The 13,987-nt window shown below is 66.5% G+C and carries 14 protein-coding genes; 10 read left to right on the top strand and 4 right to left on the bottom strand.

Annotated elements, in window-relative coordinates; all coding sequences use genetic code 11:
• Positions 1–87: 87 nt before the first annotated feature.
• From IEZ03_RS02675 to glnII, 3 genes are all read right to left on the bottom strand, one after another.
• A complete protein-coding gene (locus IEZ03_RS02675; RefSeq protein WP_184882464.1) occupies positions 88–1,185 on the bottom strand; it encodes an alpha/beta fold hydrolase in 1,098 nt (365 codons plus the stop codon).
• A 227-nt stretch (positions 1,186–1,412) separates the two neighbouring features.
• Positions 1,413–2,039 (bottom strand): hypothetical protein, encoded by a 627-nt coding sequence (locus tag IEZ03_RS02680; protein WP_184882462.1) that lies wholly within the window; start codon positions 2,037–2,039, stop codon positions 1,413–1,415.
• 172 nt (positions 2,040–2,211) lie between these two features.
• The gene (glnII, locus tag IEZ03_RS02685) at positions 2,212–3,225 is read right to left on the bottom strand and encodes a glutamine synthetase GlnII (protein WP_184882460.1); all 1,014 of its coding nucleotides are present in this window, start codon (positions 3,223–3,225) and stop codon (positions 2,212–2,214) included.
• Between the two features lie 476 nt (positions 3,226–3,701).
• Between glnII and IEZ03_RS02690 the strand changes: the two genes are divergently transcribed.
• The 3 genes from IEZ03_RS02690 (at position 3,702) to IEZ03_RS02700 (ending at position 8,027) form a co-directional block, all read left to right on the top strand.
• The gene (locus tag IEZ03_RS02690; RefSeq protein ID WP_184882453.1) at positions 3,702–4,238 is read left to right on the top strand and encodes a hypothetical protein; all 537 of its coding nucleotides are present in this window, start codon (positions 3,702–3,704) and stop codon (positions 4,236–4,238) included.
• Between the two features lie 183 nt (positions 4,239–4,421).
• Positions 4,422–5,108, top strand: a complete 687-nt coding sequence (locus tag IEZ03_RS02695; protein WP_184882451.1) for a DUF899 domain-containing protein — start codon at positions 4,422–4,424, stop codon at positions 5,106–5,108.
• Between the two features lie 1,200 nt (positions 5,109–6,308).
• Positions 6,309–8,027, top strand: coding sequence for an ATP-dependent nuclease (locus IEZ03_RS02700; protein ID WP_184882449.1), 1,719 nt, complete (start codon positions 6,309–6,311; stop codon positions 8,025–8,027).
• 11 nt (positions 8,028–8,038) lie between these two features.
• Here IEZ03_RS02700 and IEZ03_RS02705 read toward each other — a convergent pair whose 3' ends face one another.
• Positions 8,039–8,740: an HAD family hydrolase gene (locus tag IEZ03_RS02705; RefSeq protein WP_184882447.1), complete on the bottom strand. Its 702-nt coding sequence runs from the start codon at positions 8,738–8,740 to the stop codon at positions 8,039–8,041.
• Positions 8,741–8,829: 89 nt separating this feature from the next.
• On the opposite strand from IEZ03_RS02705, the gene IEZ03_RS02710 reads away from it, so the two are divergent.
• From IEZ03_RS02710 to IEZ03_RS02740, 7 genes are all read left to right on the top strand, one after another.
• Positions 8,830–10,044 (top strand): helix-turn-helix domain-containing protein, encoded by a 1,215-nt coding sequence (locus IEZ03_RS02710; protein ID WP_184882445.1) that lies wholly within the window; start codon positions 8,830–8,832, stop codon positions 10,042–10,044.
• Positions 10,045–10,351: 307 nt separating this feature from the next.
• Positions 10,352–10,615, top strand: coding sequence for a hypothetical protein (locus IEZ03_RS02715; protein WP_184882443.1), 264 nt, complete (start codon positions 10,352–10,354; stop codon positions 10,613–10,615).
• 370 nt (positions 10,616–10,985) lie between these two features.
• Positions 10,986–11,720 carry a GntR family transcriptional regulator gene (locus tag IEZ03_RS02720; protein ID WP_184882439.1) on the top strand — a complete coding sequence of 245 codons (735 nt, stop codon included), beginning with the start codon at positions 10,986–10,988 and terminating at the stop codon, positions 11,718–11,720.
• Between the two features lie 121 nt (positions 11,721–11,841).
• Positions 11,842–12,264 (top strand): plasmid replication, integration and excision activator, encoded by a 423-nt coding sequence (locus IEZ03_RS02725; protein ID WP_184882437.1) that lies wholly within the window; start codon positions 11,842–11,844, stop codon positions 12,262–12,264.
• Positions 12,264–12,557 carry a hypothetical protein gene (locus IEZ03_RS02730; protein ID WP_184882435.1) on the top strand — a complete coding sequence of 98 codons (294 nt, stop codon included), beginning with the start codon at positions 12,264–12,266 and terminating at the stop codon, positions 12,555–12,557. Before IEZ03_RS02725 ends, IEZ03_RS02730 begins: the two co-directional genes overlap by 1 nt.
• Positions 12,557–12,868: a hypothetical protein gene (locus IEZ03_RS02735; RefSeq protein ID WP_184882434.1), complete on the top strand. Its 312-nt coding sequence runs from the start codon at positions 12,557–12,559 to the stop codon at positions 12,866–12,868. The genes IEZ03_RS02730 and IEZ03_RS02735 overlap by 1 nt, the downstream gene beginning before the upstream one ends.
• 85 nt (positions 12,869–12,953) lie before the next feature.
• On the top strand, positions 12,954–13,987 hold a 1,034-nt coding region (locus tag IEZ03_RS02740; protein WP_229807955.1), incomplete at its 3' end, for a cell division protein FtsK.

Raw genomic sequence — 13,987 nt, forward strand, 5'->3', positions numbered from 1 at the left:
CACCCGAGTGCGCACCGATGGCGGCCCCGCAAAGAACTTTGGAACGTCCCTTGACGCGCCGCAGACCGGCCGGTCGCGTCGCGCCGGTCAGACGGGGACGGTGAAGCGCTGCGGCCGGATGCCGTGCCTGACGGTGCCCTCGTCCAGCCAGCGGTCCAGATGCCGCCACGTCGTCGTCCTGGCGGAGTGCCCGGTCAGCACGCCCAGATGCCCGCCGGTCGCGATCTCGAAGCGCACCTGCGGCGCTCCGCCGAGGAGGCGGATGAGGGGCAGGACGGCCCGGACCGGCGCGAGGGCGTCGCCGCGCCCGGCGATGGCCAGCACCGGCACGCGGACATCGCCGAGATCCACTTTTCGGCCGTCGATCTGGACGCCGCCGCGCAGCAGCGCGTTGTCCCGGGAAAGGGTCCGGTAAATCCGTCTTGCGGTGCGTCCGGGGTAGGTGCTCAGCTCGTCGGTGAAATGATCGACCGCCTCGGCCTGAGCCAGGAAATCGGCATTGTCGAGGTGGGTCAGTATTTTGCAAGGACGAAGCATGTACTTGTCTATTCCGGCGACCTGGGAGGCCCGTTTCGCCAGCGGCCGCGGAAGGCCGCCGGACATCAGTCCGAGCACGTCCGCCTCGGCCCCGCGGGTCAGGCCGAGCAGCGGCCGCAGCGCGGCCGCGGGCCGCGCCGCGGCGGTGTCGACGGGGGCGGCGATCACCGCGGCGGACGCGATCGGCAGCCGCGGCCCGGCGGCGGCGGTGAGCAGTGAGAGGAGCCCGCCGAGGCACCAGCCGACGAGCTGGACGGGCTGGCCGCCCGCGTCCCGGTGGACCGCCCGGATCGCCGCGGGCAGCACGTCCGAGACCCATTCTTCGAGGTCGGGCTCGCGGTCCGGGCACCGGAGCGGCCCGTGGTCGAGCAGGTAGCTGAGCCGGCCGGCCCGGACGACGTGCTCGGCGAGGCTGCATCCGCGGCGCAGGTCGTAGCAGCGCGCGGGCGCCCCCGGCGGCGGGACGAACAGCACCGGCGGCCCCGCCGGCACCACCCCCTCCGGCGGCCGGTAGCGGTACACCGACCGGTGCGGCCCGTCGCCGACCGGCTCCGCCGGCATCGGCCGGAGATCGGCGACATGCCCGTACATCGCCAGCTGGAGGAGATTGAACGTGGCGGCTCGCAGGCCTCGCGGGGAGAGGATCATTTTCGCATTATCCATCCGCATTCGACGCACACGCCGGGCGCGCATTGACCAAAGGCGGCCGCGTCCGAGATGCGGCCCGCTCAGATTATTAATACACTGGTCAGCGCACGGGCGATATCGTCCGCCTGTGAACCCTTCGTTAATTCGGATCGACGGCGCCAGAATACGGGCCGCCCCTATCGGCGGCGCGCATCGCGCAGGCCCGCGGCTCCCGCGTCAGCGCGGGATCACCATCCGCCGCGCGCGTCCGGGCCGTCCCCGGAGAACGGGCGCGATCCCGCCACCACGGCGGACAGCAGCACCACCACGGCCGCCCCGCCGGCGAGGTTCATGCCGGACGTCGCGAACGCCGCGTCCAGCGGCCCCTTAAGCGTCAGGGGCACGATCGTCAGCAGCGCGACCGCGATGCCGCCGATCCACGCGAACGCCCTGACCGGGCGCGCCGACGTCGCCAGCAGCAGATGCATCAGCGCGGTGCCCTGGATCGTCCCCGCGAAAACGCACAGCGCGTAACTCGCCGCGGCGGGCTCCGCCGCCGTGTGCTCGCCCGCGAACACCGGGGCCTCCACACCGAACAGCGTGCGCAGCCCGAGCACCGCGGCGAACGCCAGCATCGCCCCGCCGAACGCGGCGGCCCCGCCCGTCCACCACAGCGCGCGCAGCGGCGGGTCCGACCGGGCGGCGATCTCCTCGTGCAGCGCGACGAAGTCCTCGTACCGCTGCGCCGGCGCCTCCACCTGGCGCCGCCGCGCGCCGGAGGGACAGCGGAACGACCGTTCCCAGGGCCGTGCAGAGCGGCCGGCGTGCCTGCCGGGCAGGCCGCCGGAGTACCGCCCGAAAGACGAATCGGGCATCGTTCCCTCCCCCGGTGCGAACGATGAGTTGCTACCCGGCCCCAGAGGGGGGAACTCCCACAAGCCCACCATTTTGCCGACGTTTGGCCGCGTTGCCGGACCCGGCGGACCGTCCCGGGAACACGACGGCCCCCGGGGAGACGGGCTCCCCGGGGGCCGTGTCGGCTCGGTGTCAGACCTGGCCGGCCTTCTCCAGCGCCGCGCAGCAGGTGCCCGTGATCAGGCGCGCCACCACGTACGGGTCGACGTTGGCGTTCGGCCGCCGGTCCTCGATGTAGCCGCGCTTGTCGACCTCGACCTGCCACGGGATCCGCACCGACGCGCCGCGGTTCGACACGCCGTAGCTGAACTCGCTCCACGGCGCCGTCTCGTGCATGCCGGTCAGCCGCCGCTCGATGTCGGCGCCGTACCCGGCCACGTGCTCCTGCGCCCGGTCCGCGAGCGCCTCGCAGGCCGTGATGATCGCGTCGTACCCCTCGCGCATGGCCCTGGTCGAGAAGTTCGTGTGCGCCCCGGCGCCGTTCCAGTCGCCCTCGACCGGCTTCGGGTCGAGGGTGGCGGACACGCCGTAGTTCTCGGCGACGCGGTAGAGCAGCCACCGCGCGACCCACATGTGGTCGCCGACCTCGAGCGGCCCCGCCGGGCCGATCTGGAACTCCCACTGCCCCGGCATGACCTCGGCGTTGATGCCCGACAGCTTCAGCCCGGCCGCCAGGCAGGCGTCCATGTGGGCCTCGACGATCTCGCGTCCGAAGACCTCGTCGGCGCCCACACCGCAGTAGTAGAAGCCCTGCGGCGCCGGGAACCCGCGCTCGGGGAAGCCGAGCGGGCGCCCGTCCTTGAAGAACGTGTACTCCTGCTCGATCCCGTACCAGGACTCCTGCGCCGCGTACTGCTCGGCGATCGGGCGCAGCGTGGCCCGCGTGTTGGTCTCGTGGGGCGTCCCGTCCACGAGGAAGACCTCGCACAGCACCAGCTTGTGGTCCCCGCCCCGGATCGGGTCGGGACACGTGAACACCGGCTTGAGGACGCAGTCGGACTTGTCACCGGGCGCCTGGTTCGTGCTGGACCCGTCGAAGCCCCACTCCGGCGGCTCGGCACCGTCGGCCAGGATCCTCGTCTTCGACCGCAGCCGCGCGGTCGGCGCGGTGCCGTCGATCCAGATGTACTCGGCCTTGTAGCTCAACGTGGGTCGTCCCTTCGAGGCGGTTTCAGCACGCCCCAACCTGTCAACCAGGCATTTCGGACCTGTTGCCCATATGTGAACCCCATGTAAACGGGATTCCGGACGGCCTGAGGAGCTCCTCCCGGACGTGCGACCACGGGGTGTCACGTCGGACGCCCACCGGGCGACCACCAGGGGCGGGGTGTGGCCAGGCCAGGCGAACCGCCTGGCAGAGGCGACGACGGGACGCCGACACCGGAGCACACCAATCCTCCACATGATCATTACTGATGGTCGACGCATGACCGGCGAATCCGTTTACCTGAATCGCAAAATTGACACCCATCAGCCATTATGGCCTTACCTGAAAACTCCCTCACCAGGCCCGACATCAACGATCAACAACCAATTACAACGTCGCGTGTACCGCCAAACCGCCCGGGTACGCACGAACCCGCTCAAGACAAGACGCAAGAATTCAAAGGAGGAATGCGTCCATGAGAAGGGTTCTTACTGGCCTGTCCGCGATCGCGGTCGCACTGCTGACCGTGCTCGCCCTCACCGCCGCGCCGGCATCGGCCCGCGAGGCCGCGGCACCGGCGCCGCTCGACAGCGTCCCGGTCACCGGTACCGCGGACGATGGATCGACGTTCACCGGGACGGTGACGCCGACCGCCTTCACCTCGCAGGACCGCCGGCTGCTGCTCAACGGCACTCTCGACGGCACGATGCGCGACGCGTCCGGCGCGACCACCGGCACCGTGACCGACCAGGCCGTGGCGCTCCCCGTCGGCCTGCCCTCCGCCAGCTGCCCGATCCTGGACCTGACCCTCGGGCCGCTGGACCTCGACCTCCTGGGGCTGACGGTCCACCTCGACCGGGTCGTCCTGGACATCACGGCCGTCTCCGGCCCCGGCAAGCTGCTCGGCAACCTGCTGTGCGCCATCGCCGGCATCCTCGACGGCCCCGGCGACCTGGGCCTGCTCCCGGCCCTCCTCGCCCAGCTGAACGCACTCCTCGGCCTGGGCCGATGACCACACCGCGACAGCCCACCCAGAAGGGCTGACGGCACCCACATGGACACGACCCCTCGTCCCGGCACCGGGACGAGGGGTCGCGGCGTCTGAAATGGCCGGAGTCCTCGATGGCCGATGAGTCTGGCCGGCGGGCATGGTCCACCTGTACAGACCGAAAACCACGAAAGCTGGAGGTGCCCAATGACCGCCCAGGCGCTACCGCACGTCGTCGACGCCGAGACCTGGCAACGCCACCTCGACGACCTGCGCGTCCGCGAGAAGGCCGCGACCCGCGAACTCGACGCGATCGCCGCCCAGCGTCGCCGGATGCCGATGGTCGAGATGCCCGACTACACCCTGGAGGGCGAGAAGGGGCCGGTCCGGCTGCTGGACATCTTCGACGGCAAGTCGCAGCTGATCGTCTACAACCACATGTGGTTCCCCGGCGAGCAATGGCAGTGCGACGGCTGCACGGGGCTGACCTCACAGTTCACGCGGCCGGACTTCCTGGACGCTTACGACGCCAGGTTCGTCATCGTCACCCAGGGGCCGATCGACGAGGCCCTCGCCTACAAGCACAAGGTCGGGAACAAGATGACCTGGTACTCCACCGCGAACAGCCCGTTCGGTGCCGACGTCGACGCACCCCCGAACGGCGGCTTCGCGTTCAACGTGTTCCTGCGCGACGGCGACACCGTCTACCGCACCTGGCACACCACCGGCCGCGGCGCCGAGCAGCTCACCCACACGTTCGCGCTGATCGACGTCCTGCCGTACGGCCGCCAGGAGGAGTGGCAGGACTCCCCCGAAGGCTGGCCCCAGTCCCCCACCTACAGCCGCTGGCCAAGCTCCCAGGAAATCGCCACCCGCTACGGCCCAAACGCGTAACAAGCCCACCGGCCACCTGAGACGGGCCGAGCGACTATCGCCGATGACCAGTCATCCAAATATGTGACCCCGGAGTAGGCGCAAGCTCGACGTCAAGGCGTTCCCCCCAGTCCATAAGCCCCTGCGCGACCGCCTCCTCCAACTCACGCAAGTTCCCCTGAGCGAGGACGAGAGCAGCCACCTGAATACGCTCGACCGCCACCTAATGGCACGCGAATGGCACGGGCACGGCAAGATCAGACGGGTGTCGAACGACCTGAACCGCCGGGCATGACCGTCGTGGGCTCGTTGCGGCGAGCGACGCCTGAAGCCGTCGCCAGATCCACCGACGAGCCGGTATGCCCGCAGTCGCTCACAAGATCAAAGGCCATGGTCCGCGGCTGCGGATCATGGCCTTGACGTGGGTGGGCGCGGCAGGTTTCGAACCTGCGGCCACTCGCTTGTAAGAACTCGTGATCACTGACTGGCTCCCGCTGACCTGCTTCTCGGCCGCGCTTCCCGCCTGTCGCGCGGCCTCCGTCCACAGACCTAATGGCACGCTAATGGCACGGAAGCGCGGCAAGATCACACAGGTTGATCACTGCCTTGAGCTGGCACGCCTCCCCGCCCGCGGGCTCCCAAGTGGCACGGATATGGCACGCGGGCCCCTCCCCTGCGTGGCACGCACACCACTCCCCGCCTGAGCTTCCCGTCTGCCGTCGTCCCGCGCTCCGCGCTGCCGGGCCAGGGCCAGGGGGTGAAGGTGGAGCGCCCCACCGGACGAACGACCTTCACCCCCTGGCCCTGGTCTGGTAGATCTCCGATCGGGACGACGGCAGACGGGAAGCTCAGGCATCCCCGCAACCCTCAACGACCGTCAGAGACACGGCCAGGGCTTCCCGGAGCCGGAGTGCCCCCGCCGGAGGCAGAGAAGACCTCGACCACGTGGGATCAGAGCACGGGCGGCGGCGCGACCCGGTGACCGCCGGCACCTGGCGCACAGGGCGGAGGCGTCGCGACGCGCGGCCCGGCGCGGCCGTCCGGTGACCGGCGCCCACGCCGCACGCTCCGGGCGGCCAGGCGCAGGGCCGCGCAGCGGCCCAAGCGCCGCCGCCCCTTGATCCAAAACAGCCTAATTCGGCAACTCTCCGCGCAACCTCTCTCATGAGTTGTACCGTTGAGCAGCACCAACTAGGGCATGTTCAAGCGAGGGTTAGTTCAATGTTCGATTTTTCAATCACTGCACTGAGTTTTAAAGATGGCACGCAGCAGGAGCTCCCCACCGGCGGCGTGACCGTATTTGTTGGACCCAACAACTCCGGGAAATCGTTAACTCTCAGAGAAATTGAAAGCATTCTTGAGCACGGGACAGTAAGGCGCGGAACTAGGATCGCAGTTGAGGACGTCATTACGTCGAGATCCGGAACCCTCGACGACTTCATACAGTGGATCGAATCGCGCGGCTGGCGGCCGACGGTCGATCGACAGAATAGTACTGTCTTCTATGGGATGCGAGAGCATAGGCTAACGAAAGATGCCATAGCTGCAACATGGAATAGCGGGCGCCCTTTGGGGCAACTACGCAGTATTCTGCTTAGCACGCTCCCTCCAGTCAATCGCTTGCAGCTAAATGGCGGTGCAACCAACTATGACCGCTTGATCGAAGCCGCTGAGCATCCTCTCCAATTTCTCGCAGATAACCCCATATTGATGCAGAGACTCAACGAGCTTACCGAAAAAGCATTCGGGACCAAGATATCCATCAACCCCTATAGTCAACAGTACGTGCTTCGACTTGGAAGCGTATCGCGGGTGAATACACCCCCACCTCCACCGATTGAACTCCTCGAAGAGTACGAGAATCTTCCCACTCTTTCCGCGCAGGGTGATGGGGTAAATGCCTTTATCGGCCTTCTGCTATACACCATCGTAAGGGGAGAGAAGCTTGTACTGATCGACGAACCGGAGGCCTTCCTTCACCCGCCTCAAGCAAGGCTTCTCGGGCGAATACTAGTCGACGAAACCGACATCAACAGTCAGCTAATAATTGCAACTCACAGCCAAGATTTCCTACAGGGCATACTTGAATCCACCAAACGGCCTGTGCAAATCATTCGTTTGAACGTCGACACTAATGGCTCCCGCTCTAGAGTAACCATGTCTCCGGCAGAAGTAAAAGAATTGTGGGGAGACCCTCTCCTCAGATATTCCAATCTTCTCGACGGACTCTTCCACAGGGGCGTGGTCGTCTGCGAGGGCGACTCTGATTGCCGTTTCTATTCCGCCGTGCTCGATCAGGTCATGGAAGAACGTCGCGATAGCGACTTGTTGTTCACGCATGTGGGCGGTAAAGCTCGAATCAAAAAGGCCATAGAGCAGTTGAGACGATTTGGTGTTCCAGTTGTTGCACTCGCAGATATCGACCTGCTGAACGATGCACGTCTTCTGCGTGAGATCATCTCGTCAGCCGGTGGCGACTGGGATAACTTCAAGATCAGCCATCAGGTTCTCACCTCAGCCCTTAGTTCAGGAAAAACTGCACCTAAGTACTCAGACCTTGCAGGCGTGGTAAAGAAGATCTCCAAGGCTAACGCAAATGATCATTTGCCATTGGACCTCGCTAAAGAAATTCGAGAGGCACTCAAAGGTGAGTCCGGCTGGAGCAATCTCAAGAAGAGTGGATTGCAGAGCTTGCCCGGTGGAGAAGTATTCATGGCAGCAAAAACCATGCTCGACCAGTTGAAGGAACTCGGCATTTTCGTTGTTCCAGTAGGGGAGTTGGAGCGCTGGGTTCCTGAGGTTTCGGCTGCAGATAAGCACCGATGGCTGGTCGAAATACTCGAAGAGGGATATCACGCGCGCCCATCTCAGGAACTCAGCCAGTTCGTTCTCGAATGGGCGAAGTATTTGGGAATTACTCCGAGTGGGGACAGCCTATAGGTTCATAAGCACTAGTTGTGACCACCTATACTGGCGATAGCATCTATAAGCACTGGAGAAGTTAGGCTAGCCAGTACGGTAACCGCGCCAGCATCACGAAGCTGCCCAGACTTGGTGTGACCGGTGGCTACTGCGATCACTTGCGCACCCCCCTCGCGAGCGGCTTCCACGTCGCTTACGGTGTCGCCGACTACAAAGGTGGTTTCTCGGGTGTAGGTGTGGCCTGTGCGGGTGGTGGCTCGGCCTTGGGCTATCTGGACTAGATTGGGGCGTTCGGAGTCGTCAGTGCCGTAGGCGCCTATCTCTAGGTCTAGGTAGTGGGCTAGGTCGAAGGTTTCTAGCTTGGCGATTGCTGAGGGCTTGGGGTTGCCGGTTAGGACGGTTTGGGTGATGTGCGGCAGTTCGGCGAAGGCTTGTAGGGCTTCGCGGGCTCCTGGGAGGGCTCGGCCTCGTTGGCGCATCTCGTCGGCTCGGGCTCGGTAGCCGGCGGCCTGTGCCTCGACGAACTTGGGGAAGTAGTCGCCTGGGTCCTGGATGTCGTATAGGTCGAGGGTTTCGCTGAAGATGACCTGCTCAGTGCGGCCGGTGACGTCGGCTAGGCGGTCGATGTGGTGGCCGGTGACCTGCTCGAACGCGCCCTTGAAGACCTCGCCTCCTACGCCTCCGGTCTCTATGAGCGTGTGGTCGATGTCCCAAAGGATGAGCTTGTGCACGCTGTCGTGTCCCTTCGCGGGCTGCGGTCGTGGGGTGTGGCTGCCTACGCTGGTCTGTGCCTAGTCTCCCCCGCCCTCCGGGAGTGAACGTGTCTGCTTCGGATGAGATCGGTATCGGTGAGCGTCTGCGGTTCTACCGGCAGGGCCGCAACAAGACACAGGCCGTGGTGGCTGGGCTGGCCGGTGTGAGTGAGGACTACGTCTCGCAGATTGAGCGGGGTGCGAAGACTCCCACTATCGGGCTCCTGCACAAGTTCGCCCGGATTCTGGACGTTCAGGTGTCGGTGCTGCTTGGGGAACCAACGTTTGAGCAGAACGGCACGATCCACCCGGTGGCGTCGGAGCTGCATCGGCGGATGATGTCGTTTGGTCCTCCGCGTGGGGGCGGGGATGTCGACCTTGCTGAGCTGCGACAGAGGGTTGATGCGGCCTGGAAGATCTGGCAGACGTCGCCTCGGCGGTACACGGAGGGCGCCGAGACATTTCCCGCGTTGCTGTCGGACGTCCAGGCGGCGGCGCGGTCGTTTCGGGCGTTCGGTGAGGTTGAACAGCGGCGGGAAGCGGCCCGGTTGTCGTCGGACATGTACTTCCTGCTGCGGACGTTCGCCAAGCGGGTCGGGCGGACTGATCTGTCGTTGCTGGCTGCCGACCGTGCGATCGCGGCGGCGTATGAGACGGATGATCCGCTGAGGATCGCGGGGGCTCACTGGAATCTCGGGCACATTCTGATCGCGCAGAATGAGTCGGAGGCTGCCGAGGAAACGGCTGTCCATGCGATCGAGGAACTCAAGCCGCATCTCGATGGGGGCGGCGACTGGGTGGCGATGTCGGGCGCGTTGTGGCTTGTGGCGTCGGTCGCCTCGGTGCGTCAGGGGGACGCGTGGGCGGCTCGGGATCGGCTGCGGGAACACGCGTTGCCGGCGGCCAAGTCGACCGGTGAGGGCAACGTGATGTGGACGGTGTTCGGGCCGACGAACGTCCATCTTCATGCGATGAGTGTCGAGATGGAGGCAGGCGAATCGGCGGAGGGGCTGAGTATCGCCGATCGGATCGACGTCACCTCGTCGCCGTCGCTGGAGCGGCAGACCACCTTCTATCTGGAGCTGGCGCGGCTGCATGAACAGCGGCGCGACGATGCGGCCGTGTTGCTGCATCTGATGAGCGCTGAGGCCAGTGGTCCGGAGGATCTGCGGTACAACGTGCTCGCGCGTGATCTGGTGCGTGGGCTGCTGAAACGGGCGCGGCCGAGTATGGCGCCACAGGTGCGGGCTCTGGCCAAGCGCATCGGCCTGGTGGCTGCGTAGAACCCGGACGGGGAGTCGACCCGAACTGAGAGTTCGGGTTGTGGGCTTGATTCGCTCTTAACGTCGTGGCGCGACGTTCCGAGAGCGGTCAAGGAGTCCCCACCTTGCAGAACACCACGGCGAACCCCTCGTCTGTCGAACCCTGCGTTTCCTGCGGCGGCCGGAAACGCAAGTTCGTCCTTCCCCGGCGGCGGCTGGTAATCGTCCCTGCTGATGCGGCGGCGGTCGCTGCGCCGGTTCGGGTTCCGGAGGAGTGCCCGCGCTGCGCAGGTACCGGCGTTGAGGCGGCGTGATGCGGTCACGTGACGTGGAACTCGTGCTCCTGGGTGAGCTATATGTCGCGCTGGCCAAGCTCGGGATCGACGTCCAATTGAGGGACGCGATTCCGGGGCTCACCGTCCGTGTGTTCCGGGATGGGGAGCGGCCGATATCCGGCTACGTCGTCCTGCACGGGTTCCACTTCACCTGGTGGCGGGTCGACAACAACCACCCGGCCACCGACGTAGAGGGCGCGGCTCAACGGATCGTTGATTACCTGCGGTCTGATGTGTGGCGCAGTGCGGGCTCGTGAGGGCGGTGCTGCACGGGCGTGAGGTCGACGCCCCGGCGCTGTGCCGGGAGATCGAACGGCGGTGCCCTGGGGTGATGGCGTGGTTCGGTGCCCACACCCTGCGGTGGTGGGCGCTGATGTGGTGGGGGTCGTGGCGGCTGGTGGAGGCGTCGACGCCCAAAGAGCTGGTGACCGCTATCGAGTCGGCGCGTTCTCGGCGTCCGGCCGGTTGGTAGAGCCGCGGGATCGGCGACGTGTGCCCCGTGGGGACGGTAGCTAGGCCGTCGCCGATCCCGCTTCCAACCTGGTGAGCTGGGCAAAGGTGTGACAGGCGGGGGCGGTTGTGGTTACGCTTCGACTACTTGAGTTGTCGAGCTGATGGCAGGTCGTCATGTCGGATGACATGGAGTACGCGCCTCCGAAGTACGCCCAGATCGTCCAGGCGTTGCGGCGGCGCATCGCGAACGGGACCTACCCGCCTGGGTCCGCGCTGCCTTCGGAATCGCGGCTCGTCAAGGAGTTCGGGGTCTCGCGTCCCACCGTCGTCCGGGCCTTGCAGGCGATGCAGTTGCGGGGCGAGATCGAACGCGAACACGGGCGGGGCTCGTTTGTGAAGGCCGCGCCTCTGCCAGCTGGCAGTGAGCAGTCGCGAAGGGCGCGAACGGTTCTCGACCAGTCTGAGGCCGAGTCGTCTGTCGATGTGGTGGCTGTGGGGCCGGCGGACGCTCCGCCGCACGTGGCGCGGCTCCTCGGGGTGGTGGACGGTGCGACGGTACTGCGGCGTCAGTACATCGATCGTGAGGGCGACACTCCCTGTGAGCTGGTCTCGGTGTGGGTCCCCCAAGATGTCGGCCGTGCGGCCGGTCTCGACCATGCGGAGGCGTTGACTGCTCCCCTGCGTCGGCTGGTCCAGGCGGGTACCGGTGCGCGGCTGGCGCAAGTGGTGGAACGGCTGAGCGCGCGGCGTCCGACTTCGGCTGAGGCGAAGTTGCTGGAGATCAGCAAGACATCGCCGGTTCTGGGCGTTCTGGCTTCGGTGCATGACTCAGAGGGGCGGGCGGTCATGGTGGTTGACCTGGCGCTCCCTGGCGAGCTTCACGACCTGGAAGACACGTACGCACTGTGATGTGACGTAGGTCACTCCAAAATCTCGCTTACTCGACTTGTCGAGTTGCCCGCCGTCGCTTACCTTCTAAGCAACTCGACAATACGAGTTGTCGGGTAGACGAGACAGGGATGTGATCGCAATGGCAGTGCAGGGTCCGTTCAAGGTCGCGTTCGGGGACGTGTTCCCCTACGGCGCGTTCATCAAGGGCGGTGTTGAGCCGGTGCGGGACTTCGACCGGTCGACCCGGGAGAACTTCGTGCAGGCGCGGGACAAGGACACCGGGGAACTGGTGTGGGCGGTGGAGGTCCTGGACGCCGATCCGGAGTCCAAGGGGACGTTCAAGGTCAAGCTGATGGCTCCGGTTCAGCCGGTGATGCCGGAGGCTCCGGCGGGGTTCCCGTTCGTGCCGGTGGAGTTCGATGGGCTGGCGGTGACGCCGTACGTCAACTCCGGTACCGGGCGGCTGGCCTACTCGCTCAAGGCGGCTGCGGTGCGTCCGGCCAACTTCAAGGGCGGCGCGAACCGCTCGGGCAAGGACAACGCTGCGAAGGATGCGGCGTGATGGCGGGCGGGCGCATGTCGGCGCTGTCGCTGCCCATTGACGGCGGGGCCTCGACCGAGTTCAAGTCGTTTCGGGCGCGTACGCCGTTGTTCTCGGTGTCGGCGGGGCGGGTGCTGGTCACCCTGACGCTTCCGGAGCGGCTGGGCGCCTCGGATGTGGAGTTCGCGCGGCGGCTGGCCGAGCAGGCTGCGGCATACGCGGTGGAAGTGGAGCGGCTGTACCGCTGCGGCCGTCGCCCCTCGTCGGGCCGGTCCTCGGCGCGCCGCTCGTCGGGGAAGGGAGCGGCTGCCTGATGGGGGCCTACAGCTACACCACGCTCACGGTCGACCCGGACGGGACGACGGCGGTGCACGTGACCCTGCGGCCGGACGAGCAGATCTCGCTGCTGTGCTTGCGTGACCGTGGCCGTGCGCAGCTCGGGATTTCCCACGCGCGGGCGGACGTGACGATCACTCCGACCAACCCGACCGCGCCGACCGCTCAAGACGTCCGGGTCGCTCACCAGCTCGCCGAGTTGTTCGCGCGGTACGCGGCCGAGGTGGAACGGCTCCACGTCCTCAACGGCGCTTCGGCGCCTGGCGCGTCGGCCGAGTCGGCGGCCTGACAAGTGAGTGGGGCGGCTGGAGGTCGCATCTCCGGCCGCCCCTTCTCCTCTCCCTGAACTGCTCAAAGAAGAGGTGTGACCCATCATGGCATGGGAGTTCCGCAAGCTCGCCCCCGGCGAGAACGTCGCCGTCGAAACCCAGCGTGACCCGTTCGCGGCGCCCAAGTGGGCGCCTCCGGTGTGGCACATGCCCGAGGGCCTGGTCCTCATCGTCAACGCCGTCCGCTTCCTGGTCCGCGTCCTGGTGTTCCTGGTTCGCAACATCGTCCCCGTCTCCATCGCTACCGGGCTCGGCTGGCTCGGCTACCGGTTCGGGTGGACCGTCCCCGTCCTGGTCCTGGCCCTCGTCGCCGTCGTCCTGGGTGTGTGGGCGGGAGTGGACCGTCCGTCCTTCGTCCGCTGGATCGCCCGTCCCGTCCAGTCCTGGTGGCGCCTCACCTTCGTCTACCGACGGCACTGGCAACCGGTCCTGGTCACCGCGGGTCTGACCAAGATGCACAAGGGGCGGGAGTACCTGCCCTCCCTGGTCCGGGTCCGCTGCGGTCCCACGTCGGACCGGGTGCTGGTCCGGATGCTCAAGGGCCAGGCTCCCGATGCGTGGGAGGGGGTCACGGCCAACCTGGCGCATGGCTTCGGCGCGTCTCTGGTCCGGGTGCGGGACGGGGACCGTCCGGGACGGGTCTGGTTGGAGTTCGTCCGCCGTGATGCCCTCGCCGAACCGATACCGGCCCTCCCCATCCCGGACGCCTCCGACGTCGACCTGTCCGGCGTGGTGGTCGGACGGTGTGAGGACGGCTCGCCCTGGCGGCTGCGGCTCCTCGGCACGCACGTGCTCATCGCGGGCGCGACGGGGGCCGGCAAGGGCTCGGTCATCTGGTCGGCCGTCCGCGCGCTGCTGCCGCTCATGCTCGGCGGGCTGGTGGAGGTGTGGGCCGTCGATCCCAAGCGCATGGAGTTGAGCTTTGGGCGGGTGCTGTTCGAGCGGTACGGGCGGTACTCCTCCGACCCGTCCGGCGGCATGGTCAAGCTCCTGGAGGAAGCCGCGGCGGACATGAACGAACGCGCCGAACGCTTCGCCGGTATGACGCGCTCGTTCACGCCCTCGGCTGAGTTCCCGTT

Source organism: Actinomadura livida (assembly GCF_014648675.1).
GTDB classification, from domain to species: Bacteria; Actinomycetota; Actinomycetes; order Streptosporangiales; family Streptosporangiaceae; genus Spirillospora; species Spirillospora livida.

Excerpts from the sequence above, each read along its gene's own strand:
- IEZ03_RS02735 (WP_184882434.1), top strand. The coding sequence starts at position 12,557 with ATGGGGGCCTACAGCTACACCACGCTCACGGTCGACCCGGACGGGACG.
- IEZ03_RS02725 (WP_184882437.1), top strand. The coding sequence starts at position 11,842 with ATGGCAGTGCAGGGTCCGTTCAAGGTCGCGTTCGGGGACGTGTTCCCC.
- IEZ03_RS02695 (WP_184882451.1), top strand. The coding sequence starts at position 4,422 with ATGACCGCCCAGGCGCTACCGCACGTCGTCGACGCCGAGACCTGGCAA.
- IEZ03_RS02680 (WP_184882462.1), bottom strand. The coding sequence starts at position 2,039 with ATGCCCGATTCGTCTTTCGGGCGGTACTCCGGCGGCCTGCCCGGCAGG.
- IEZ03_RS02720 (WP_184882439.1), top strand. The coding sequence starts at position 10,986 with ATGTCGGATGACATGGAGTACGCGCCTCCGAAGTACGCCCAGATCGTC.
- IEZ03_RS02700 (WP_184882449.1), top strand. The coding sequence starts at position 6,309 with ATGTTCGATTTTTCAATCACTGCACTGAGTTTTAAAGATGGCACGCAG.
- IEZ03_RS02730 (WP_184882435.1), top strand. The coding sequence starts at position 12,264 with ATGGCGGGCGGGCGCATGTCGGCGCTGTCGCTGCCCATTGACGGCGGG.
- IEZ03_RS02675 (WP_184882464.1), bottom strand. The coding sequence starts at position 1,185 with ATGATCCTCTCCCCGCGAGGCCTGCGAGCCGCCACGTTCAATCTCCTC.
- IEZ03_RS02690 (WP_184882453.1), top strand. The coding sequence starts at position 3,702 with ATGAGAAGGGTTCTTACTGGCCTGTCCGCGATCGCGGTCGCACTGCTG.